The sequence below is a fragment of the Bacillus sp. V26 genome, from assembly GCF_034296245.1.
GTDB classification, from domain to species: Bacteria; Bacillota; Bacilli; order Bacillales; family Bacillaceae; genus Bacillus; species Bacillus halotolerans.
Genome location: NZ_JAXKQF010000001.1, coordinates 1,394,912 through 1,417,410 on the forward strand (window position 1 = coordinate 1,394,912; position 22,499 = coordinate 1,417,410).

Genomic DNA, 22,499 nt, shown 5'->3' on the forward strand with positions numbered 1-22,499 from the left:
AATTCTCCTCCCTTTTAGTCTTTCAGCTGTTTTAGCTGTTGTACGTCCACTGCTCTGTCATAAGCTTTTAAAGTCAGGCTGCTGTCAGATTTACCTGCTTTTAACGCTACATTTTCAGAAGCAAAGATATCCTCCAAATCGGACCCCTTTACCCTGCTGTACAGCTTGTCCGGATCTTCAGCAAGCACTTTTACTGTTAAAGGATAATCATCAAGGCTGTATCCGTCTATTTTTGTTGTGCCGTTTATGTCCCGTATCACTGAAGAATTCACAACTCTTCGCTCATTTATTGAGATATGCTCAGCACCATAGGAGTTGAGTTCATTGATCAGTTTTTTTAGTAAATCCGGCGGTGGATTTTTGACCGCCTCTCCAGTTACGCTTTCAGAAAAAAGCGGAGAAAGGGTGATGACAATTCCGCTACCTGTTATATCGGTCATGCCGGCTGTTTTTTTTAAGGTTTGTAATGTATTATTGAGCACCGTTTCTTTTGTCAATTCTTTGTTTTGCGTATAGGTATTCAGCAATTTATCATACTTTTTAATTTCAGCCAGCAGCTCTTCCTGCTTCTTCTGCTCTGATGTAAGCTCTTCTCTTATATCCCACATATCTCTTGTATCTCGGACTTGTGGATGCTTTAAAGAATTAAATTGAACAGATATCATAAGACCGAATATAACCATAAGCACGCTGATGCTAATGAAGGAACGCTTTATTTTCAATTACTTCACCCGCTTTTCCAGTCATTCCTTCGTTTTCAGAATGGGTTCCATTTGTACATTTTTCTTTTTTTCTGCGGTAACAGAAATATGATCCATAGAAAGCTGATCGATCAGGCCTCCTGCTATATTTAACGAAGGAAGCAGGACATCAGGATCTCCGATGGCAGAAACGACAAACGGAGCGGGGTGCTGCACCCCGTCTACCGTTACGACCGGCCCGTTGCACTTGATGTAGGAATCATGGGTCAGCCGCTGGCCGTTGACGGAGACGGCTGCCGCACCAGATATATACAGTTCATTTATGACTTGAAAGAGATGGCTTTCGTGAACGATGTAGCTGTTCACGTTCTCTCCTTCCGGTATGTAAGAAGCATCTTCCAAAGTCACTTGAACGCCCTCTCCTTGTACACCGACTTCCCCAATATACATTCTGTACTTTTCTACATCTTCCAGGACGTTATAGTATTCGGTTTTTTCGCTCTTCAGCTTATTTTCAGTCTGACGGACTTTGCTCTGCTTTTGATACAGTTCTTTTTCAAGGTCCTTGTTTTCTTTCTCTTGTTTCAGCAGTTCATCCCGCAGGGCATATTCTTTTTTCCATTCTTCTGTCTCTGTCATGCTTTTGTGGTTTTCTCTTGTCGTCTGAAAAGAAAAAGAAATTAAAAAGCCGGCGATAAGCATAATCAAAGAAAGAAGGACGGCTGATTTGCCCCTCAATTTTCATCTTCCTTTTTGGCAGACGAATCGCTTTTTCCAAACTCCTCAAAATAGGTTGCAACTTCTAAATGAATAATCCCTTTTTTACTGCCGCTGAGCTGTGAAATAATAGAAGGATACGTTTTCATTCGGTCTGCAAAGGTTTTGATGGATGCAGTGACGACATACCCGTCGTTCATATATAATTTAATCCGGTTTTGATCCATTTTGACAGGAGTATAATACACTTCTGAAATCGATTGTTTTATAGAATTTGACAAAGCATCGAGCTGCTTGGCCATCTGAACACGTTTTTTAGCGTCGGTCCAATTCACCAAAATCGGTCCCGCATCATCAGGCGTTACTTCGTCTGGCAAAACTGAACCGTTTTCAAGGACTTCATAATACACATTGTCTTTTTCTAAATAAGCAATCGCTTTATATTCTTCGATCGCAATGTTGATTTTATTAGGAAGAGATTTGCTGATTTCTGCTTTTTTTACTAATTTATTTTGCTGAATCTTTTTTGCTGTTTTTTTCTTATCCAGATTCCAAAATTCAGTATCTCCGCTTTTGATATCGGAAAGATCAATAATCTCCTTTTTGGAAACATTCTCATTGCCGGTAACAGAGATTGATGAAATTTTACTGATCGGTGTCTGCAGATACACGATGATCAGCACCATCATAAAAAAGAGCATAATAAATGAAATAAGCCGGCGGTTTGCCTTCTGTTTTCTCTGCTCTTTAATTTTAGGGATCCGCTCTTCAATATTTACGATTTTTTCTCGGTCATGCCCCGGATTCATTGCCTGTTCACCTCATTCAAATGAAACAGCCTTAAAAGTCTGCCTATTCCAAAACAAACGGCATACTATGATGCCGTTTGTCGTTTGCTTACAGTATATCATATGAACAGCTTCAGTTCAGAACTTGAATCAGCGATTTTCACCGATGATTTCAACCTCTGTGTGCATCTCAATCTCGTATTTTTCACGGATCGTCTTTTTCACATGGTCGATCAGATCAAGCACATCTTTTGCTGATGCTCCGCCCGCATTGACGATAAAGTTCCCGTGCATTTCCGATATTTTCGCACCGCCGATTTGATATCCTTTTAAGCCTGCTTTTTCCACTAGATTGCCGGCATGGTTTGGAAGCGGGTTTCTGAATATGCTTCCTGCACAAGGGCTTGAATACGGCTGTGTATTCTTTCTGTAGTCTTTATTGCTTTGCATTTGCTGAACGATTGATTCTTTATCCTTTTGTTCAAGCTGCAGAACGGCTTCAAGACAAACACCAGGGCGTTTCTTTTGCAATACGGACGTTCTGTAGGTGAATTCCATCTCCTCATTTGTCAGCCACTCGATCGTGCCGTCTTCAAATAAAATATGCGCTTTGACAAGGATCTTACTCATATCAGACCCGTGAGCGCCTGCATTCATATAGACAGCCCCTCCAACGGATCCCGGAATTCCGGCAGCGAATTCTAATCCCGACAAGCCTTTTTTGCTCAACGATGTAGCAAGACGCACGACTGAATAACCGCCACCGACAGTGACTTGTTCCCCGTCAAGCTCCAAGTGGTCAAGACCCGCGCCCAGCTTGATGACCACGCCTCTGATTCCTTCATCTAATACAAGAAGGTTTGACCCGCGGCCGATGACTGTCCACTTTACTTCGTATTTTTTCACAACAGCCATGATGTCCTTGACAGCATCTACACTGCTTGGAATGACCAATACATCCGCAGGACCGCCGATTTTCATTGTTGTATGATTTGCGAGCGGTTCATTTGCAAGCACCTTGCCGACTTCGCGTTCTTTTAATTCTTGTATCACTTTCTCCATCGTAAACCTCCGCATTCCATTTGCTTTTCTATTATTTTTTCAAATCTTCGAGTACGCTGTATAAACGGGCAGCCGCATCAGGAACACCGAGTGACTTTGTCCGTTCGCTCATATCCTTTAATGTTTGTTCATCGAGTACAATCCGGTCAAGCGCTTCAATCAGCTTTTCCCCGCTGAGTTCGGTTTCTTTTAACACAATCGCCGCATCATGCTGACCGAGAGATCGCGCATTGACCTCCTGGTGATTCGCCGTTACATACGGACTTGGAATCAGCACACTCGGGATTCCTAGTGCCGTAATTTCCGCAATGGTCGTCGCACCCGCTCTTGCTACAATCACATCAATTGCCTTTAAATATTCTGGCATCTGATGAAGAAATGGTTTTGTGACCATATTGTCAGCTGCACCCTTGTTTTTCAGCTCAGTCATGACTTTCTCATAGTGAACCTCGCCCGTAATATACAGTACTTGATACGCTCTTGATTTCAGCGCATCCTGCATATCAATGACCGCTCGGTTAATCGGTGCGGCGCCTCTGCTTCCGCCGAAGATTAATACGGTTTTTTTCTCTTCAGAGAGTCCGAATTCAGCCATTGAGCGGCCCGTCTTTATTGAGACGACCTCAGAGGCTCTCGGGTTTCCCGTAAATACAACTTTCTCACTTGGAAAATGTGATTTTGCTTCCTCAAAACATATTGCTACTTTATTAACATATTTTGAAAGAAACTTATTGGTGATGCCCGGCAGGCTGTTTTGTTCATGAACGATACTCGGAATCCCCATTTTTGCAGCCGCGTATACTACCGGCCCGCACACATAACCGCCCGTTCCAATCACGGCATCCGGCTTAAATTCCGCTAAATACGATTTGCTTTTTTTAACGCCTTTTAGAAAACGCATCACCGTTTTTACGTTTTCAAATGAAAGCTTTCTCTTAAAACCTGTAATTTCAATGGAACGAAACGGTATATTTTCCCGTTCTACAATTTTTTTCTCTAATCCGTTTTCTGTTCCGATATATAAAAATTCCGTATCAGGATGGCGAAGCTGCACCTCTTTGATAAAGGCAAGGGCAGGATAAATGTGTCCCCCTGTGCCGCCTCCGCTTATTGCAATTCGCATAACTCTTCCCCCAGTCTCAGTTTCTCTATAACATAACGATAACCCTGTTTTTATGGACAGGGTTATCGCATCAATTGTTTCCCAGCTTCCTGTTTCATAGGATCGCTTCACTAATAAAATTCATTAATACCTCGAGTACCGGCTCACGTTCAGCAGCACGCCGACAGCCATCAGCATCAGGGTCAACGATGAACCTCCGTAGCTCAGAAACGGCAGCGTGATGCCAGTAACCGGAATAAGGCCCGTCACAACGCCGATATTGATCATAACTTGGATCGCGATCATTGAAATAATCCCCACAGCGACAAAGCTGCCATACAGATCTGGTGCACCGAGCGCGATCCTGATTCCTCTCCACAGCAGCACGCTGAACAGAAGCAAAATAAGCGATCCGCCGATAAACCCAAGCTCCTCTGACAAGATGGCGAAAATAAAGTCCGTTTGCGGCTCAGGCAGATAAAAGAATTTTTGTCTGCTTTGGCCAAGCCCCATTCCGAACAATCCGCCAGGCCCTACCGCATATAGCGATTGAATGATTTGAAAGCCGCTGCCGAGCGGATCTTCCCACGGATTTAAGTAAGAGGTAATCCGTTTAATCCGGTATGGAGCCGACAGTACCAGCCCGACAAATCCGCTCAGGCCGATCAGCCCGAGAAAGACGAAATGGGCGATTCGCGCACCGGCTACAAAAATCATGACAATACAAGTACCGACCATTACCGTTCCTGTTCCGAGGTCAGGCTGGCACATAATAATCAAAAATGCGGAAAACACGATGCCGAGCGCCGGGACAAATCCACGTCTGAACGATGTAATGTTTTTTTGCTTTTCAGAGAGAAATTTAGCAAGGAATGCTATCATCGCAAGCTTCATAAACTCTGAAGGCTGTATGCTGAATGCGCCGACTCCGATCCAGCTTCTTGAGCCGTTCCGCACCATGCCTACGCCTGGTATTAAAACAAGCACCAGCAAGAAAAAACAGATAACCATCAGCAATTTAGACCATGTCCGCCATGTCCAATAATCAACATTCATAATAAAGAACATGGCAATAACTCCGATGCCCGCAAACAGCAGCTGCCGTTTCGCGAAAAAGAATGAGTCGTCAAATTTATAATCCGCCCATACCGCACTCGCACTGTACACCATAATTAATCCAATTGTTAATAATAATAACGTAATGATGACCAATAACAAATCAGGCGATGTTTTTTTAGTAGTCAAATCAATCGACACCCCAAGCTTAAAGTCATTAGGGCTGCCGATTTCTCCAAGACAAGCCCTTACTTAAGCATATGCACGGCGTCTATAAACATGTCACCGCGTTCTTCAAATGTTTTGAATTGATCCCAGCTCGCACACGCAGGTGAGAGCAGAATGACATCTCCTTCATTTGAGAGCGCAAACGCCGCAGATACTGCTTGTTCAACATTATCGACACGTTTGACATGTTGTATTCCCAGCTCATTTCCGAGCTGTTCAAGTTTCGGTGCTGTCTGTCCGAATGTAAGCACCGCTTTGACATGCTTCATGTAAGGCTTTAAGTCGTCAAAGCCGTTTCCGCGATCCAGTCCGCCTGCAAGCAGGATGACAGGTTTTTCAAAAGCCGAAAGCGCCTTGCTCGTCGCCAAAACGTTTGTTGCTTTGCTGTCATTATAAAACTTACGATTCTTCACCGTTGTGACATACTGGAGACGGTGCTTGACGCCGGTAAAGCTTGTCAGCACTTTTTTGATGGCCTCGTTGGACGCTCCAGCCGTTTTCACTGCTGCAATCGCGGCTAAAATGTTCTCCAGATTATGCGCACCTGGCAGCACAACCTCTTCCAGAGGAAGAATAGCTTCGCCGCTGTACATAATCATGCCGTCTTTTACATAAGCGCCGCGTTCAAGCTGTTTGCGTACTGAAAAAGGAACAATTCCGGCTTCTCCGGCTTCAGCCAGGCGCACGACTGTTTCATCATCCTGATTGACAATTGCTTTATCTGAAGCTTTCTGATGCAGATACACTTTCTGTTTCGCTTTTTCATAGTTTTCTCTCGTATGATGATAATCCAGATGGGCATCAAACACGTTTAAAATCAGGCTGATTTCAGGCCTGAAGTCGTGCGTTCCCATCAGCTGAAATGACGAAAGTTCCGTTACGATCCATTCATCTCCATCAGCGTGATAGGCAACCTCACTTGCGACTGTACCGATGTTTCCGGCGATCAGCGCCTTTTGAGAGTCTGCCTTCAGCATTTCATAAATCAGCGTCGTTGTTGTCGTTTTTCCATTCGATCCGGTAATCCCGATAAATTTGGCATTAGTCAGATGGTAGGCAAGCTCAATTTCCGTCCAAATCGGGAGGCCTCTTTTTTCTGCTTCCTGAACCATAATATTTTCATATGGAATTCCCGGGTTTTTGATCAGTACAGTAATCTGATGCTGATCGAACAGAGAAACAGGGTGCTCTCCGCAGACAACTTCGACCCCTTTTTCAGAAAGTTTCTGGGCTGGTTCGTTCTCATCAAAAGGCTTTTGGTCGTTGACTGTAACATAAACACCTTTTTCATGAAGAATAGACGCCGCCGCAAACCCGCTTTTCGCGAGCCCAAGGACTAAAAAATGCTGATTTTGCAAAAATAGATCGTTTTCCACTTATAACCACACCTCGATGTAAATTCCTAATACGGCAAGCAAAAGTCCCGCAGCCCAAAATGTTACAACAACTCTCCATTCAGACCACCCGACAAGCTCATAATGGTGGTGAAGCGGACTCATTTTAAAGATTCGTTTACCTGTCGTTTTAAAGCTGATGACCTGCAGAATAACGGATAATGTCTCAATGACGAATACACCGCCGATAATGACCAGCAGGATTTCTAATTTCGTTAAAATGGCAATGGTGACGATTGCTCCTCCCAATGCAAGTGATCCTGTATCTCCCATAAACACTTTGGCTGGATGCGCATTGAATACCAGGAAGCCCAGCACCGCTCCGACAACCGCGACTGAGAAAATAGCAACATCATATTGGGATTGATTCCAAGCCAGGATGGCAAAGGCGCCAAAAGCAATAGCTGCCGTACCTGATAATAATCCGTCAAGACCGTCAGTCAGGTTGACGGCGTTTGATCCGCCGACAAGCATAAATAGCACAAGGATAAAGTAAGCCCATCCAAGATCAAATGACAGATCAGTCCCAGGAATGCGGATATCCGTCGCAAAATTGTAGTAATGATACACCGCATAAAACACAATTGCGATGATAATTTGTCCGATCAGTTTTTGCTTTGACGTCAGACCGAGATTTCGTTTCATTACGACTTTGATGTAATCATCCAAAAAGCCGAGTAAACCGTAACCGATCGTGACAAACAGCAGCAGGAACATTTCCGGACTTATTTCTGAAAACTTCTGTGTCATCACAATAGTTGTCACAATGATAGACAGTATGATCATGACTCCGCCCATTGTCGGCGTCCCTGATTTTTTCTGGTGTGATTTCGGTCCTTCTTCTCTAATACTCTGGCCGAATTTTAATCTTCTTAAAAACGGAATAAGAATCGGAGAGAGCAGAACACTGATTAAAAAACCCATTAAAATTGTAAACAGAATGACTTGCTCAAGCATTGTCCTTTTCTCCTCCTGTTTCTTTCAAACGACATACGTAGTTATCATATTCATGATTTTTTTCCATATGAAAAATCTTTTCAAGCTCCATCATTCAATAACATCTCTTTCCTATGAATTCGTCTTATTTTTATTCAGTTCGACAATCGCTCTTGCCGCCACTTCGGCATCGTCAAAGTCAAAGGTTTCGTTCCCAATCTGCTGATAGGTTTCATGGCCTTTCCCGGCAATGAGGACAACGTCGCCTTTTTTGGCGTTGGCAATGGCAAAGAAGATCGCCTGCTCGCGATTTGCGATGCTGTGGTAGTATTCGTTCTCTACCCCTGCTTCCATATCTCTTAAAATGGCACGCGGATCTTCGCTTCTTGGATTATCTGAAGTGAAAATCGGTTCGTCAGCCAGCTCAACAGCGATTTTCGCCATTTTCGGGCGTTTCGTCTTATCTCTGTCTCCACCGCAGCCGACAACAACAAAAAGCTTTCCTTCCGCCATGTCTCTGCATGTCTTCAGCACGTTTTCAAGACTGTCCGGCGTATGCGCGTAATCAACTATAACCGGAAATTCCTGCTGCTGATTAACCAGTTCAAAACGGCCTCTTACGCCATGCAATTCTTCCACGGCTTCTGTAATGGTTTCAAACGGAATGCCTGCCGCAATACAAGTCGCAACAGCAGCGAGCACGTTATACACGTTAAACTGTCCAACGAGCGACATCGTGATGTGCTTAGTGCCTTTGTTCGTCACCAGTTCAAAACTCGTGCCCTGTGCAGTGGTTTTGATATCTTTCGCCATTACATCAGCATTGTTTTTAATTCCATATGTAGAAATATGTGCCGCAGTCACCTTTTCAAAATAAGCGCTTGCCTCATCATCCGCGTTTAAAACAGCCCGTTTTGGATTTTCATGGTTGAATGCCCCGCCAAGCTGAGAAAACAGCAGGCTTTTTGCCTGTCGGTACTCATCCATCGTTTTGTGATAGTCAAGGTGATCCTGTGTTAAGTTCGTAAACACGGCAATGTCATAATCACAGCCGTGAACCCGTCCCAGTGACAAAGCGTGAGAAGAAACCTCCATGATGGCCGTGTCGACATGCTTGTCATTCATTTTTTTAAATGTTTGCTGCAACGTGACGCTTTCCGGTGTCGTGTTTTTAACGGGAAGTGTTTCGTCATCGATTTTAATGTACATCGTGCCGATTAAGCCTGTTCGTTTCCCCGCTTTTTTGAGAATCTCATCAACCATATGGGTCGTAGATGTTTTTCCGTTTGTGCCGGTTATTCCGATCAGCTGCAGTTTCTTTGTCGGCTGTCCGTAAAACGCATCAGACAAAACGCTGAGCGCCCGCAGTGACTGCCGGACAATGATGACAGGCACATCCACATCGAGCTCCTTTTCAGCCACAATAGCCGCTGCGCCGTTTTCAACTGCTTTTTGCGCAAAATCATGGCCATCTACCGTATACCCTTTTACACATACAAAAAGACTCCCTTTCTTTACTTCCCTGGAGTCCATCTCAATTGAAGTTATTTCAGGGTCTTGTGAGTCATTTACAGAAGGTTCGGTTGTTAAGTATGTAAGCAGCTTTGTAAGTTTCATCGTATCAAACCTCTCAACATTCTATTCGTTCTTTTTATCATTGAAGTCACATCAAATGATGTGATAATGACTTTTAAGCATACAGTTCATATTTTAGCGTAAAAAAAAGGATACATCCAGCTAATCTTGAAAGATATCAGCATTTTTCTGCAATAAAATAATAGGCAGCCCGAATCAATCGGCTGCCTCCTTTTCATCTTCTTCAGTCAAATAAACACGTATCTTAGAGCCCTCTTTTACTTTTGTTCCTGCAGCTGGTGATTGTTTGACGATTTTGCTTCCTTTTCCGGAAGCATCTATATTCAGATTCACCAAGAGTGACTCAAGATCTGAGACAGACATCCCTACAACATTCGGAACTTCTATTGTTTTTGTGTCGTTCCATTGGTATTTTTTTTCGATTTGATTTTTCCTAGGCTTAACACCAAGCTCCGGCAGGCTGTCTCTCATAATACTTCCCACAATAGGCGCTGCAACGGTTCCGCCAAACTGAATCGTGCCTTTCGGGTTATCCACCGCGACATAGACGACAAGACTCGGGTCGTCAGCCGGCGCGAAACCGATAAATGATACAATGTGGTTGTTTTCGAGGTATTTTCCATCTTTAACCTTTTGTGCCGTTCCTGTTTTTCCGCCGACACGATAGCCTTCGACAAACGCATTGCGTCCGGTGCCTTCTGCAACGACGCTTTCTAAAGCATAGCGGATTTGTTTTGATGTTTCCTTAGAAATGACTTGTTTCTTGGCGATTGGCGATTGTTTTTTGACTGTTTTTTTGGTGACCGGATCAATCCACTCTTTTGCTATATAAGGTGTGTAGAGCGTGCCGCCGTTAACAGCGGCAGAAACGGCTGCAACCTGCTGAATCGGCGTGACGGATACCCCCTGTCCAAAGGCGGTTGTCGCTTGCTCAACCGGGCCTACTCTGTCAAGCGGAAATAAAATCCCTGTTCCTTCCCCCTGCAGGTCAATCCCGGTTTTTTGGCCAAATCCAAAGCCTTTTATATATTTGAATAGCTTTTCTTTGCCCAATCTCTCGCCCAATTCAACGAAGCCGGGGTTACAGGAGTTTTGCACAACTTCTAGGTACGTTTGCAGCCCATGGCCGCCCCTTTTCCAACAGCGCAGTCTTGCTCCGTCTACTTCTGCATGCCCTTTATCATAAAATTGGTCACGTTTTAGGTTGACTTTTTGCTCCTCCAGAGCCGCCGCAAGTGTAATAATCTTAAAGGTAGAACCCGGCTCGTATGTGCTCCATACAGGGAGATTCCGATTGTAAACGGACGGGTCAACAGATTGGTAATCAGCCGGATCAAAGTCAGGTCTGCTTGCCATTCCAAGTATTTCTCCGTTTTTCGGATTCATTGCGACTGCAATCATACCGTCTGGATGATATTTAGCTTCAGCATTATCAAGCTCTCGTTCCATTATGGTTTGCACCTTCGAATCCACAGTCAGCTTCATATCGAGTCCATCCTTAGGAGGCGTGTAGTCATCCGCTTCATCGGGCATTTTCTTCCCTTTGGCATCTGTATAAAACTTAACAGAGCCTTTTTCTCCTTTTAAATCATCATCATAATAGGCTTCAAGCCCAAGAAGTCCTTGGTTATCAATACCGGCAAACCCAAGCACATGAGATAAAAAGCTGCCGAACGGATAATGGCGGATACTATCCTCCGCTACATACACCCCTTTTAAATCGAGCGATTTGATTTCTTTTGCCTTCTCATTTGAAATTTTTCTCCCTTCTGGTGTAATCTTTTCTATCGATGCTTTTTTCGTGACGTGCTTATATACTTTTTCTTCAGACATATTTAACACCGCAGCCAGCTGTTTGCTCGTTTTCAGCGGATTCTGTACTTGGCGCGGCACGACAAATACGGTCGGTGCACTTTTATTTGTGGCAAGCTTAACGCCATTCCGATCAAGGATCTCTCCCCGTTCCGGCTCAAACGGCAGGTTCCGGCTCCAGGAATCCTTCGCCAGAGAAGTCAGTTTCTCCCCCATGACAAACTGAACATACCCCAGCCTTGTATCAATGATCAGAAATACGATCACTCCAAAAAGCAAAACAAATAATAAACGTTTTCTAACCGTTACATTCGAGACGCGCAAGGCACCGTTCACTCCTTATTTAGGCTTGTTTCATTTTATGCCTGCGTGTGGACAGGTAGAACGGCGCTCCTCTTTGGAGATATAAAAAAAGAAAGCTCACCCGACGGGGTAAGCTTTCTTTCTATTTAATCAGGATTCTTAAACTTCACCTTGATCACGGTTCCGTCTTTTATTTCTTTGTCCTTCTTAACGCTTTGGCTCACAGCGTAACCTTGTCCGCTCACTTCAATATGAATTCCTGCCAAATCGCCGTATTGAAGAACCTCTCTTCTCGACCAGCCTGTCATCTCAGGCATCTTGATTTTGCCCCCCGTTTTCAGGAAGACCTTCTGATTGGTCAAAACTTCCTCACCCGCTTTTGGATATTGCTCTTTTACTGCAATATCACTTCCGATCACAATCGGTGTGAGGTTTTCGTCTTTCGCTTTCTTTTGAGCACCTGTTACAGTTTGATCTGTTAAGTCAGGCATCGCCTGCGCTTTCGTTTCTTCCTTATTTGAATCAGACGTTTCAGTCGGTTCAATGTTCAGATAATGCAAACTGTTTTTCATTGTCGGATTGAAAATTTCAGATACTGGATTAGAACCTGTTTCATCATTTTCTAATTGCGGCTGCTGCACTGCAACATAGATCAGCAGCTCAGGATCATCTTTAGGCGCCATTCCCATGACAGAAAATACGTAATTATCGCGTCCAGATAGATAACCGTTTTGTCCGGCAATTTGCGCTGTTCCGGTTTTAACAGCCACATCAAAACCTTCAATTTTATATGGCTGTCCAGTACCGATATCAGATGTAACGACATCACCTAAAATATTACGAACCTTTTTAGCGGTATCCGCAGAAATTGGGGTACCGGCGGACTGAGGTTTATTTTGATAAATGGTTTTTTTCTTGTCAGGATCAACAATATGGTCTATGACATAGGGTTTCATCATTTTACCGTCATTTGCTATTGCAGTTGCAGCCTGCAGCTGTTGAATTGGTGTAACAGCAGAGGCTTGGCCATATGAAGTCGATGCTTTGTCAAATTCATATTTAAAATTGATTTTACTTGATGCTTCACCTGGCAAGTCAATGCCTGTTTTTTGATAGAAATTAAACTTATGAAGATACTCATTAAACCGGGAATAGCCCAATTTTTCATTAGCCAGTTTGGCAAAAGCAACATTTGAAGACCTTACAACACCGTCATGATATGTTGTTGGCCCCCAGCCTACACCCTCATTATGGTCCCTTACAGGTTCTCCGCCAACTATATATGTTCCGGACTTGTACTTTTCATTGCCGTTATACACATTCTCCTGTATCGCAGCTGCAAGTGTAAAGATCTTCATTGTCGACCCGGGCTCATACGCATATGAAATCAAATCGTTATAATAATTCGTCACATCGCGCGTATTCGGGTCAAAGCTTGGACGTTGCCCCATGGCTAGCACTCTGCCCGTTTTCGGATCAACAACTGCGGCCATGACTTTTTTCGGTTTATACTTTTCCGCCACTTTTGTCATACTGTCTTCTAAAAAGGTTTGAATTTTCTGGTCAATGGTTAAATAAACATTGTCACCATTTTTTGGCGCTGTAATTTTATTTTTGCTGTTCGGGAGCTCCCAGCCGGATTTGTCACTTTCGTATGTTACGTATCCGTCCCGCTCCTTCAAATACTGATCCAGCACTTTTTCTAAGCCCATCGCGCCCGTAATTTCATTTGTTTTTTGGTCAACCTCGGCATAGCCGATTAAGTTGGACGCAAATATGCCGTTCGGATAGTACCGCTTTGTATCGCGCAAAAATGAAATTCCCGGAAGTTTCAGCTTTTCGATTTTCTGTTTTTGGGAATACGTAATATCCCGGCCTGCTGACCCGAACTCAACTTGTTTTGCACCCTTCTTATTTAAGATATCAAGGATTTCAGCCTTGTCCAAATCTATCACTTTAGACAGTTCTTCCGCTGTTTTTTCCTTGTTCTGGACATGCTGCGGATGCTTTTTGTCAGTTGTCATTTTTTCATCAAGAACAGCGATCAGCTTATACGTAGCTGTATCCTCAGCAATTACTTTACCATTTCTGTCTAAAATGGAGCCCCGGCTCGCTTCGATTGTCCGTTTCTTTTCATGCTGCTCTGTCGCTTTTGTCGCAAGCACTTCACCGTCGGCTTTTCCGGTTATTTGAATATATGCCATTCTCCCAAGGATGACAAAGAAAAAGAGAGCGAAACAAATACTTAGAATCGCTGCTCCTCTGTTCATAAATTTATTCTTTTTTGGCATTTGAATCATTCCTGTATGTTTTTCACTTTTTTATCTTTTAAATTCAAGCCGTTCTTTTTCGCAATATCCATAATGCGCTGCGGCTTGCTTAAATCAGCAACGCTTTTTTCGAGGTCACCAATCTGCTTGTTTTCGGAAGAAATTTGCTCCTCAAGCTTTTGCACCTCTATATTTGTTTGGTAAGCCGCATATGCCTTCGATACGATCAAAAGCGATACGCTCAGCACTGCCGCAGCGAAGAGGACGAGAAGCACCTTTTCTCCGAGAGTAATGGAAGCCCTTTTCTTGACAATCACTTTTTTCTCAGGACTGATCGCATGCCGTTGCTGTTTCTCTGGTTGATAAGCTAAATTGCTCATAGGCTGATGACCTCCTTTTAAGTTTGCGTTCGCGTATTGTTATTTTCTTTTTTCAGCAATTCGAAGCTTCGCAGAACGAGCACGATTGTTTTCTGCCAACTCTTCTTCAGATGCCGTGATCGGTTTTCTTGTGATAAGCTTGAGCTCCGGTTCAAACTCTTCCGGTATAACAGGAAGACCCGGAGGAAGTTCTGGAAGTGACGACTTCTCTTTAAACGTAGATTTACAAATTCTGTCCTCAAGTGAGTGGAAGGTAATCACTGATACCCTGCCCCCCGGTTTTAACACGTCAATTGCTTGCTCCAAAGCCTCTTCAAAAACCTTCAGTTCATCGTTCACAGCAATTCTGATTGCCTGAAACACGCGTTTTGCGGGATGTCCTCCGCTCCTTCTGGCCGGAGCGGGAATCGCGTCTTTTATTAGATCGACCAGTTGGCCCGTAGTTTGAATAGGAGATTTGCTTCTTGCCTCCTCAATTTTTCTGGCGATCTGTTTGCTGAATTTCTCTTCACCGTATTTAAAGAAAATACGGACAAGATCCTCATAGCGCCACTCATTTACGACCTCTTTCGCCGTAAGCGTGGCCGACTGGTCCATCCTCATGTCCAAAGGTGCGTCATGATGGTAACTGAATCCTCTTTCCGGTGTATCCAGCTGCGGGGAAGACACCCCTAAATCAAATAAAATACCGTCTACTTCCGTAATGCCGTGTTCATGTAAACATTCTTTTAAATACCTAAAGTTGCTTTTAATCAGAATAAGCTGTCCTTGATAATCGGACAACGTTTCTTCTGCATGCTGTAATGCCGTGTCATCTTGGTCAAAAGCGATTAAACGCCCTTTCTCTGATAACTGCTGTAATAAATATGTACTGTGCCCAGCTCCGCCGAGTGTGCAGTCTACATATGTACCGTCCGGTTTAATATTTAGGCCGTCAACGGTTTCACGAAGAAGTACTGTCTTGTGTTGAAACATTTGTGTTGGTCCCACCTTTTATCAGGATGAATTGAAATTGTTTTTAGAGTGTTATACACGAAGATTCATTATATATCAAACCCAATCATGTTTTCAGCAATTTCAGCGAATGAATCTTCTTGCTCTTCTGTGTATTGTTCCCAAATTACTTTACTCCACAATTCAATTCGATTCGAAACCCCGATAACAACACATTCTTTTTCCAGTTTTGCGTAATTCAATAGAGATGATGCGATATTCACCCTGCCCTGCTTGTCCAGTTCGCATTCTGTCGCCCCTGAAAAGAAAAAACGGGTAAATGCGCGGGCATCTTTTTTTGTGAGAGGAAGAGCTTTTAGTTTTTCTTCAATCTGTTTCCACTCGTGCATAGGGTAGCCGAAGAGACATTGATCAAGTCCTCTTGTCAGCACAAACTGCTCACCGAGGCCTTCTCTGAATTTAGCGGGTACGATCATGCGGCCTTTCGCATCGATTGTATGCTGGTATTCACCCATAAACATGATCTTTTGCCCCACTTTCTCTCCTTAACTCACCACTATCCACCACTTCTCTCCACAACTTCATTTTACACTGTTTATACATAAAAAAAAACCCTGAACTATTCAGGGTTCTTTAAAACTTTATTTCAAAGTTTGACAACTTGATGTTGATTTTGAAAAGAAAATGGCAGATTTTTGAATGATGTGAAGAATTTTGGACCGTACCTGTTTAAATAATACATGATATTCCAAATTCGCTCTTGTGGTGCGAGCAGCGGTTTAATGCTATTTTGGATTCTCTCATAATCCCTTAAGACATAGCCTTCTTTTTCTTCAATTCTTTTTGTCGCTGTACGCTCTAAAAACTGAAGCTGATCTTGAATAAACGCCGCGTTTTTCAGGAGCAAAGGCTCCATGCTCTGATCAACCTTAAGCGCCTCCTGCCGGACGGTTTTATGAATTGCTTCAATCTGGTTTTTCGCTTGCTCAATCACCGCGGTAAACTCTTCCGGAATCTGGTGTTCAAAGTATTTTTCTTTTTGGTTTTCCGTCCCGCCTTCTATCGCCTCTTGTAATGATATCTTTCGTTCAACCAGTTTTTTCTCAATATGGCGCTCGACTATCGTGATGTTCAGCCTCGGCATAACAGGAGGCATTTTAAAGCCCATCACTGCAAAAGCCTGTTTGAGCTCACCCCAATAGTTGATTTCACCGGGGCCCGCGATAAATGCCAAGGTAGGAATCAAAAATTCCTGCATTAACGGTCTCGTTACAACATTATTGCTGAAGCGTTCAGGATGTTCTTCTATATGCGTATAAAGTTCATCCATCGACCATGCCAGATCAAGCTCCTTAATCACAAAGCGGCCGTTGTCTTTCTCAATTAAAAATCGTTCCTCTTCATATTCATAAAACAGATTTGCCTGCTCTTTTCCAGACTCGATAATCGGCTTGTAGCCCGCTCCGCGCATGAAGTCCTGCTGTTTAGAAACAGCGTGTGCAAGTTCATCATTGTCACGGAGGATCTTTTGGAACATGGCGGTTTCCAGCTTTTTAATTCCCGGGTCTCCGGAATTTAACAATACTAAGCCTTCCTCTTGAAACAGATCCGCAATCAGCTGTTCAAAGAAATCAGTAAACGTAACAGATTCCCTTAAACATCGTTTCACATGTTCTAAAAGTGTGTTCGTATGGTCTGTTTCTTCAAAAGCCGCAAACACATCGTCTATCCATGCGGCGCATTTTTCTTGGTCAAGCGGTGTGTTGGCGGCAGATGACTTTTTCCAGTAAGACTGCGGCAGCTTTTTTTTCACCGGACCGCTTTCTTCTGACGTGTGGACAAAATTAATTTCATCCAAATCATGGTCTTCTCCGGCAACCCAAAAGATCGGTACAACAGGCACTTGCAGCTGTTCTTCCTTTTCCTTTGCTAAAACAATAATTGAGATGATTTTATGTATGGTGTAAAGCGGTCCTGTTAAAAGCCCTGCCTGCTGTCCGCCGACAACAGCAACACTTGATGGATCCTTCAGCTTCTCAATAGAACGCTGCATGGCGCTTGAGCCGAATTTGTTGTGATAAGAGGATAAATAGGCTGTCAATTCCTCTCTTGCGAAAACCCGCGAGGATAAATCTTTCAGTCTTTCTTGCCACATATCCTTATGATGAATGCTGTAATCAAAAAAAGAAGACATTTCTTCTTTACCATCTATATAGTGCTGTACAAACACATTCTGATTTTTGATGGAAAGTTCAGTTAGCTGCATCTTCTAGAACTTCCTTTCTCCAATAAATAGTTAGTTATCCGAAATGAGTATAGCATGTTACCAGAAAAGCTCAAAAGACTTTGTTTGGGTTTCGCTCCAAAGCTTTGATGCTGCCATGTAAAAACGCAAGGTGAACAGCGTCGCGGCCTTGAAGCTGTGCTTCTTTCAGCAAATATCCGAGGATGGCGTCAGCCTCCGTCTGCCGTCCGGCGGCCACATCGACCAGCATGGAAGAGCGATTGTCTTTCGTTTGCTCACAAACTGCACGTACACGCTCCAAGGCCGCCTCTTCATCTTCCAGCCGCAAAATGCTGCACGCCTCTTGAAAAACGAGCTTCATATAAGAAAAATAAGCAGGCACAGTCAACAGCTCTCCATTTTTCACACGCAGCAGCGCAGTTAACGGATTGATGCAGGCGTTTACGATCAGCTTGCCCGTCAGCAGGCGATACCAATCCATCTCATAGCGAATTGGGAATTCGGAATGGTTATGCTGAAGCACCGCGTTCAGGAGATCTGGTTCAGCTTGCTTGAACGCGCTCCATTTTATCGCACCAATGCCTGTATGTTCAACTGCTGTATCCGATTTCCTTACAGCTCCGTGCTCAACAACCCCAACATAAACAGAATGGTCAGCACCCCAGTCTTTAAGGTCGTGAATATGGCCCATACCGTTTTGCAAAAATAAAATATTTGTTTTTTTGATTCGTTCAAGCATCGGGAAAACAGTCTGAAGCTGATGCTGTTTCACTGTCACGACAAGAAGGTCAAAACATGAATCAATAGCTGTGCCCGCGTTGCAATGAGCATTGAACGCTTTTCCGGCTTTATAAAGCTGAATCCCTTCTGATTGAATCGCTGCGGCCTGTTCATTCCGCCTTGTCAAAACAGTCACCTCATGATCCAAAGATAAATAATAGGCACATAAAAGACCGACGGAGCCCCCGCCGATAATTCCAATTTTCATGATGTCACACCCAATTTAACATTTACGTATTATCATAGCAGAAGTATGAAAAAAATACTTCACAGAGATTTCAAAACACTTAAATTAAAGTTTAAATATTTGGATTTTTTAAATAAAGCGTTTACAATATATGTAGAGAACAACAAAGGGGGAGATTGGTTTGATTAAAGTAGAACGTCTGCTCGTCAACTATAAAACGCTTGAAGAATTCAAGAAATTCAAAGAATACGGTATACAAGAGCTCTCAATGCTTGAAGATCTTCAAGATAATATCATTGAAAATGACAGCACTTCGCCTTTTTATGGGATTTATTTCGGGGATAAACTGGTAGCGCGAATGAGTCTGTATCAAGTTAATGGCAAATCAAATCCTTACTTCGACCAACATCAGGATTACTTAGAGCTTTGGAAGCTTGAGGTCCTTCCAGGTTATCAAAACAGGGGCTACGGTACAGCATTGGTTGAATTCGCCAAATCATTCAGAATGCCGATTCGAACAAATTCTCGGATTAAATCAGCAGAGTTTTTTAGTAAAATGAACTTTGAACCAGTCAAATATGACATGGCGCGGGACAAAGGGGAAAACCCGCTCATCTGGCATCCGGATATGGATGGTGAAATGACACCGGGTGAATCAGCATAAACATGAAACAACCGGCCTTTGATGACTCTAGGGCCGGTTCATTTGAGGGTTCATTACGTTTCTTGAGCTGTTTTTTTCAGTCTCCCGTCTTCTTTCGAAACAACCATTTTTCTAGCTCGATCCATAATATCGATCAGTGCCTTGTAGTCCTCTTCTGTCATCTCCAGCTGGTTTCTCAATGTTTGGTTTTCACTCCGTAAATCCTCGAGTTCTTTTTGCAGCGACTGAATTTGCTCCTTCATTTTTTCCTTTTCAATGTGGAATTCTTGCGCGGACGGCGCTTCTTTAAACTGTTCGAGAAACTCAATCACATCCTGAATGGACAAATCTCTTTTCCTCTCTGAAGCTGCCGGGGCAGCCTGCTTGACGGAATTCGGCATATTGACGGAATGAACCCCAATTTGTTTCCTTAGTTCTTTCCGCTGTTTTTTTGCCAGCTCTATGCCTGATTGGTATTGCTTTCTCACATAAGAGTTCCACCTGAATCCGCAGGCAGCGGCTGTTCTGGTCAGTGCCCTTCCGACCTCCTCAAAGGCAGAAAGCTGTGTTCCGCCCTCGCGAATATGACGAAGCACTACTTCTGCCAGCAGCAAATCCTCATCCTGTGTCCAAGCATCTTGTCTTGTAATGGTCAAATCAATCTCCCTCCATGTCAGCTTATTTATCTCATACATATGCCGGTAATAGATTAGATAGACTATTTGCACTCACAAATTTTCTGCAAGCTGACAGGAAGAAAAAAAGAAAAAGCGCAGGGTTTTCACCCTGCGCTTTTCTTATTAGTTACTTTTTACATTTATGTCTTTGCCGTTGTATGATCCGCATGCTTTGCATACACGGTGAGACAATTTCATCTCTCCGCATGACGGACATTCTGTCATACCAGGTACATTAAGTTTGAAATGTGTACGGCGCAATCTTTTTTTCATTTTAGAAGTTCTTCTAAAAGGTACAGCCATTATTCCCACCTCCTTAAAGAGTTAAGATTCATCATCTTGTTTTAAGAGCTTTTCAAGGGCTGCAAGTCTCGGATCGACTTTGTTCTTCTTGTCTTCCTCTGAAATGACTTGCCAGTCCTTTCCTTCTTGAGGAGCAGCTCCTTTTTCTTGTTCAGATTCACAAAAGATTTGCATAGGGATTTCTAAAAGAATTTCTTCTTTCACGATCGGAGTTAAGTCGATAGTATCGTCCTCAACAGTGTGAACGTCATCATCTTCTATATCATCCGTCTGATGAAATATAAACAGTTCTTTTGTCGAAATTGTAAATGGATACGGAACATCAACGAGTGTTCTTGAGCATGGCAAAATCATTTCGCCTGAGATCGTAAAATCAAACGAAACCTGCTTAGATTTGATATCCGCTCTGCCTTTCACCCTTACAGGAGAAATGCGGCGAATGTCAGAATTCAGCTTTGTCAGCTCATGTAACTCAACTGTCTCATCAAACTCAAAACTCGGTTTTTTCATTTGATGCAACTGATAAATCGTCCATTTCATTTGTATCACCTCAGGAAAGCAACAAACATGATTATAGCTTTTAAGAATGTTTTTGTCAATATTTTTTCTTTACAGCATAATGCTGCCAGCCAAGCATCGTTGACAGCTGAATATACTATGCATACACTTAAATCAAAAAAGACGTAAGAGTTTTCAATTGCAAATGTACCATACGTTTTTAAACATAGCAAGAAAGGCGGAAAAAATATGAAAGCTGTCGGATTGGTGGTTGAGTATAATCCCTTTCATAACGGACATCTTTATCATGCCCAAACAGCCAAGCGGCAAACCGGATGTGACACGGCTGTTGCGGTGATGAGCGGACATTTTCTGCAGCGCGGGGAGCCTGCTGTTGTATCCAAATGGGCCCGCACAAAAATGGCGCTTCAAAGCGGAGTCGACCTCGTAATCGAACTGCCTTATCTTTACGCGGTGCAAAAAGCGGAGATTTTTGCACACGGCAGCGTCTCCACTTTGAACAAACTGGGGTGCGAGGCACTGTTTTTCGGGAGTGAGAACGGACAAATTGAGCCGTTTTTAGAAACCGCAAAGGTAATGGATGAGCATCAAGATTCGTTTGATCAATGTATCAAAGAAGAGCTTAAAAAAGGTGCCAGTTATCCATCAGCTGCTGCTATCGCCTTCAAATCCATTTTACATACAGAAAACGGACTTGATATGTCGAAGCCGAACAATATTTTGGGGTACCATTATGTGAAATCGATTCTTTCCGGCGGATATGAAATGAAACCCTATACGACATCGAGAATCTCCTCGGATTATCATGATGCCGACCTTCCTGATGAAGACAGCCATATCGCCAGCGCGACCAGCATCAGAAAAGCCCTGATTGAAAAGCCTTTTGAAGACTGCGTTACGTTTCTTCCCGCAGCAGCTGCACGGGAATTAGCGGATTACCGCAAGTCTTTCGGGCTGTGGCATACACCAGAAAGCTATTTTTCTTACTTGAAATATAGTCTTTCGACTCTCACAGCCTTAGAATTACAGCAAATATACGAGGTTGAGGAAGGGCTGGAGAACAGAATTCTCCGTTCAATCAGAAAAGCCAGCTCCTACCAGGAATTTATGGAGTTTCTGAAAACAAAGCGATATACGTGGACGAGGCTTCAGCGGATGAGCACACACATTTTAACGAGAACGAAAAAACAGGAGATTCACCGTCTGCTCAATGTCGAGGAGATTCCTTATATCAGACTTCTTGGGATGACGAAAAAAGGACAGGCCTTTTTATCAGAAAAGAAAAAGGAGCTGTCCGTTCCGCTTGTCAGCAAGCTGGCCTCCTTTTCCCACCCCGCTCTCGATCTGGATATTAAAGCAAGCAGAATCTACAGCCTTGCGATAGAAGAGCCCCTTAGAACCGAGTTTGATTTACAAGAATACGGACATGCCCCAATACGATATGACGAGGATGAACACCGTTTTTTGAGCATATAAAAAAGCACCTGGATAGGGACGGGACTGACGGGACTGACCCCATAAGATGAGACAAATAAAAAACACCTTCAAGTTTGAAAACGGATAGTTGTTATCCTTAAATAAGACTTGGAGGTGTTTTTTGTATGGGAACAAGAGTGAGTTATCCGATTGAAGTCAAACAGAAGGCTGTAGAAATGAGATTGGCAGGCGTGCCTACGAAAGAGATCATGCAGGAATTGAATATCAAGAATAAGACGCAGGTTCAGACATGGGTTAGATGGCATAAGGCTGGGGATACACATCGATTTGAACAGCCTGTTGGTAAGCAATACACTTACGGAAAAGGTCCGGAGTATTCTTCCGAATTAGAGAAACTGCAGGCAGAGAA

22 protein-coding genes and 1 pseudogene are annotated in these 22,499 nt (G+C 43.4%); 4 read left to right on the forward strand and 19 right to left on the reverse strand.

Going from position 1 to position 22,499, the window contains the following annotated elements:
• Nucleotides 1-14 precede the first annotated feature (14 nt).
• From UJ203_RS07055 to UJ203_RS07130, 16 genes are all read right to left on the reverse strand, one after another.
• Entirely contained in the window at nt 15-722 is a 708-nt protein-coding gene (locus UJ203_RS07055; protein WP_322009389.1) for a DUF881 domain-containing protein, read from the reverse strand.
• A 21-nt stretch (nt 723-743) separates the two neighbouring features.
• A complete protein-coding gene (locus UJ203_RS07060) occupies nt 744-1,439 on the reverse strand; it encodes a DUF881 domain-containing protein (RefSeq protein WP_322009391.1) in 696 nt (231 codons plus the stop codon).
• Entirely contained in the window at nt 1,436-2,227 is a 792-nt protein-coding gene (locus UJ203_RS07065) for a cell division protein FtsQ/DivIB (RefSeq protein WP_322009393.1), read from the reverse strand. The genes UJ203_RS07060 and UJ203_RS07065 overlap by 4 nt, the downstream gene beginning before the upstream one ends.
• 129 nt (nt 2,228-2,356) lie before the next feature.
• Nucleotides 2,357-3,268 (reverse strand): UDP-N-acetylmuramate dehydrogenase, encoded by a 912-nt coding sequence (gene murB, locus UJ203_RS07070; RefSeq protein WP_322009395.1) that lies wholly within the window; start codon nt 3,266-3,268, stop codon nt 2,357-2,359.
• 31 nt (nt 3,269-3,299) lie between these two features.
• Complete coding sequence (gene murG / locus UJ203_RS07075) at nt 3,300-4,391, reverse strand: undecaprenyldiphospho-muramoylpentapeptide beta-N-acetylglucosaminyltransferase (RefSeq protein ID WP_322009397.1); 1,092 nt, start codon at nt 4,389-4,391, stop codon at nt 3,300-3,302.
• Nucleotides 4,392-4,514: 123 nt separating this feature from the next.
• Nucleotides 4,515-5,615, reverse strand: coding sequence for a stage V sporulation protein E (spoVE, locus tag UJ203_RS07080; RefSeq protein ID WP_003221421.1), 1,101 nt, complete (start codon nt 5,613-5,615; stop codon nt 4,515-4,517).
• Between the two features lie 59 nt (nt 5,616-5,674).
• Nucleotides 5,675-7,030 (reverse strand): UDP-N-acetylmuramoyl-L-alanine--D-glutamate ligase, encoded by a 1,356-nt coding sequence (murD, locus tag UJ203_RS07085; RefSeq protein WP_322009400.1) that lies wholly within the window; start codon nt 7,028-7,030, stop codon nt 5,675-5,677.
• The gene (gene mraY / locus UJ203_RS07090) at nt 7,031-8,005 is read right to left on the reverse strand and encodes a phospho-N-acetylmuramoyl-pentapeptide-transferase (protein ID WP_024121314.1); all 975 of its coding nucleotides are present in this window, start codon (nt 8,003-8,005) and stop codon (nt 7,031-7,033) included.
• A gap of 111 nt (nt 8,006-8,116) precedes the next feature.
• Nucleotides 8,117-9,601, reverse strand: coding sequence for a UDP-N-acetylmuramoyl-L-alanyl-D-glutamate--2,6-diaminopimelate ligase (locus UJ203_RS07095; RefSeq protein ID WP_029441243.1), 1,485 nt, complete (start codon nt 9,599-9,601; stop codon nt 8,117-8,119).
• Nucleotides 9,602-9,775: 174 nt separating this feature from the next.
• Nucleotides 9,776-11,716 carry a stage V sporulation protein D gene (locus UJ203_RS07100; RefSeq protein WP_105991237.1) on the reverse strand — a complete coding sequence of 647 codons (1,941 nt, stop codon included), beginning with the start codon at nt 11,714-11,716 and terminating at the stop codon, nt 9,776-9,778.
• Between the two features lie 125 nt (nt 11,717-11,841).
• Nucleotides 11,842-13,995 (reverse strand): penicillin-binding protein 2B, encoded by a 2,154-nt coding sequence (pbpB, locus tag UJ203_RS07105; protein WP_322009406.1) that lies wholly within the window; start codon nt 13,993-13,995, stop codon nt 11,842-11,844.
• Complete coding sequence (ftsL, locus tag UJ203_RS07110) at nt 13,992-14,345, reverse strand: cell division protein FtsL (RefSeq protein ID WP_003232200.1); 354 nt, start codon at nt 14,343-14,345, stop codon at nt 13,992-13,994. Before ftsL ends, pbpB begins: the two co-directional genes overlap by 4 nt.
• Before the next feature lie 39 nt (nt 14,346-14,384).
• Nucleotides 14,385-15,320, reverse strand: a complete 936-nt coding sequence (gene rsmH, locus UJ203_RS07115) for a 16S rRNA (cytosine(1402)-N(4))-methyltransferase RsmH (protein WP_105954187.1) — start codon at nt 15,318-15,320, stop codon at nt 14,385-14,387.
• 68 nt (nt 15,321-15,388) lie between these two features.
• Nucleotides 15,389-15,820 carry a division/cell wall cluster transcriptional repressor MraZ gene (gene mraZ, locus UJ203_RS07120; RefSeq protein WP_003221402.1) on the reverse strand — a complete coding sequence of 144 codons (432 nt, stop codon included), beginning with the start codon at nt 15,818-15,820 and terminating at the stop codon, nt 15,389-15,391.
• Nucleotides 15,821-15,945: 125 nt separating this feature from the next.
• Nucleotides 15,946-17,565 carry a bacillithiol biosynthesis cysteine-adding enzyme BshC gene (bshC, locus tag UJ203_RS07125; protein ID WP_322009409.1) on the reverse strand — a complete coding sequence of 540 codons (1,620 nt, stop codon included), beginning with the start codon at nt 17,563-17,565 and terminating at the stop codon, nt 15,946-15,948.
• Nucleotides 17,566-17,635: 70 nt separating this feature from the next.
• The gene (locus tag UJ203_RS07130) at nt 17,636-18,532 is read right to left on the reverse strand and encodes a 2-dehydropantoate 2-reductase (protein ID WP_322009411.1); all 897 of its coding nucleotides are present in this window, start codon (nt 18,530-18,532) and stop codon (nt 17,636-17,638) included.
• A gap of 160 nt (nt 18,533-18,692) precedes the next feature.
• Between UJ203_RS07130 and UJ203_RS07135 the strand changes: the two genes are divergently transcribed.
• Nucleotides 18,693-19,175 (forward strand): N-acetyltransferase, encoded by a 483-nt coding sequence (locus UJ203_RS07135; RefSeq protein WP_024121303.1) that lies wholly within the window; start codon nt 18,693-18,695, stop codon nt 19,173-19,175.
• Between the two features lie 53 nt (nt 19,176-19,228).
• On the opposite strand, the gene gerR is transcribed toward UJ203_RS07135, so the two are convergent.
• The 3 genes from gerR to UJ203_RS07150 all read right to left on the reverse strand — a co-directional run bounded on the left by gerR (nt 19,229) and on the right by UJ203_RS07150 (nt 20,674).
• Nucleotides 19,229-19,810, reverse strand: coding sequence for a sporulation-specific transcriptional regulator GerR (gene gerR, locus UJ203_RS07140; protein WP_103671375.1), 582 nt, complete (start codon nt 19,808-19,810; stop codon nt 19,229-19,231).
• A 144-nt stretch (nt 19,811-19,954) separates the two neighbouring features.
• Complete coding sequence (gene rpmF, locus UJ203_RS07145) at nt 19,955-20,134, reverse strand: 50S ribosomal protein L32 (protein WP_003154457.1); 180 nt, start codon at nt 20,132-20,134, stop codon at nt 19,955-19,957.
• Nucleotides 20,135-20,155: 21 nt separating this feature from the next.
• Nucleotides 20,156-20,674, reverse strand: a complete 519-nt coding sequence (locus tag UJ203_RS07150; RefSeq protein ID WP_024121301.1) for a YceD family protein — start codon at nt 20,672-20,674, stop codon at nt 20,156-20,158.
• Nucleotides 20,675-20,701: 27 nt separating this feature from the next.
• Here UJ203_RS07150 and UJ203_RS07155 point away from each other — a divergent pair.
• The 3 genes and pseudogenes from UJ203_RS07155 to UJ203_RS07165 all read left to right on the forward strand — a co-directional run.
• A pseudogene (locus UJ203_RS07155) lies at nt 20,702-20,885 on the forward strand (hypothetical protein).
• Complete coding sequence (locus UJ203_RS07160) at nt 20,882-22,129, forward strand: nucleotidyltransferase (RefSeq protein ID WP_322009422.1); 1,248 nt, start codon at nt 20,882-20,884, stop codon at nt 22,127-22,129. The pseudogene UJ203_RS07155 and the gene UJ203_RS07160 overlap by 4 nt, the downstream one beginning before the upstream one ends.
• A gap of 125 nt (nt 22,130-22,254) precedes the next feature.
• Nucleotides 22,255-22,499 (forward strand): helix-turn-helix domain-containing protein (locus UJ203_RS07165; RefSeq protein WP_322009424.1); only part of this gene is annotated, 245 nt, incomplete at its 3' end.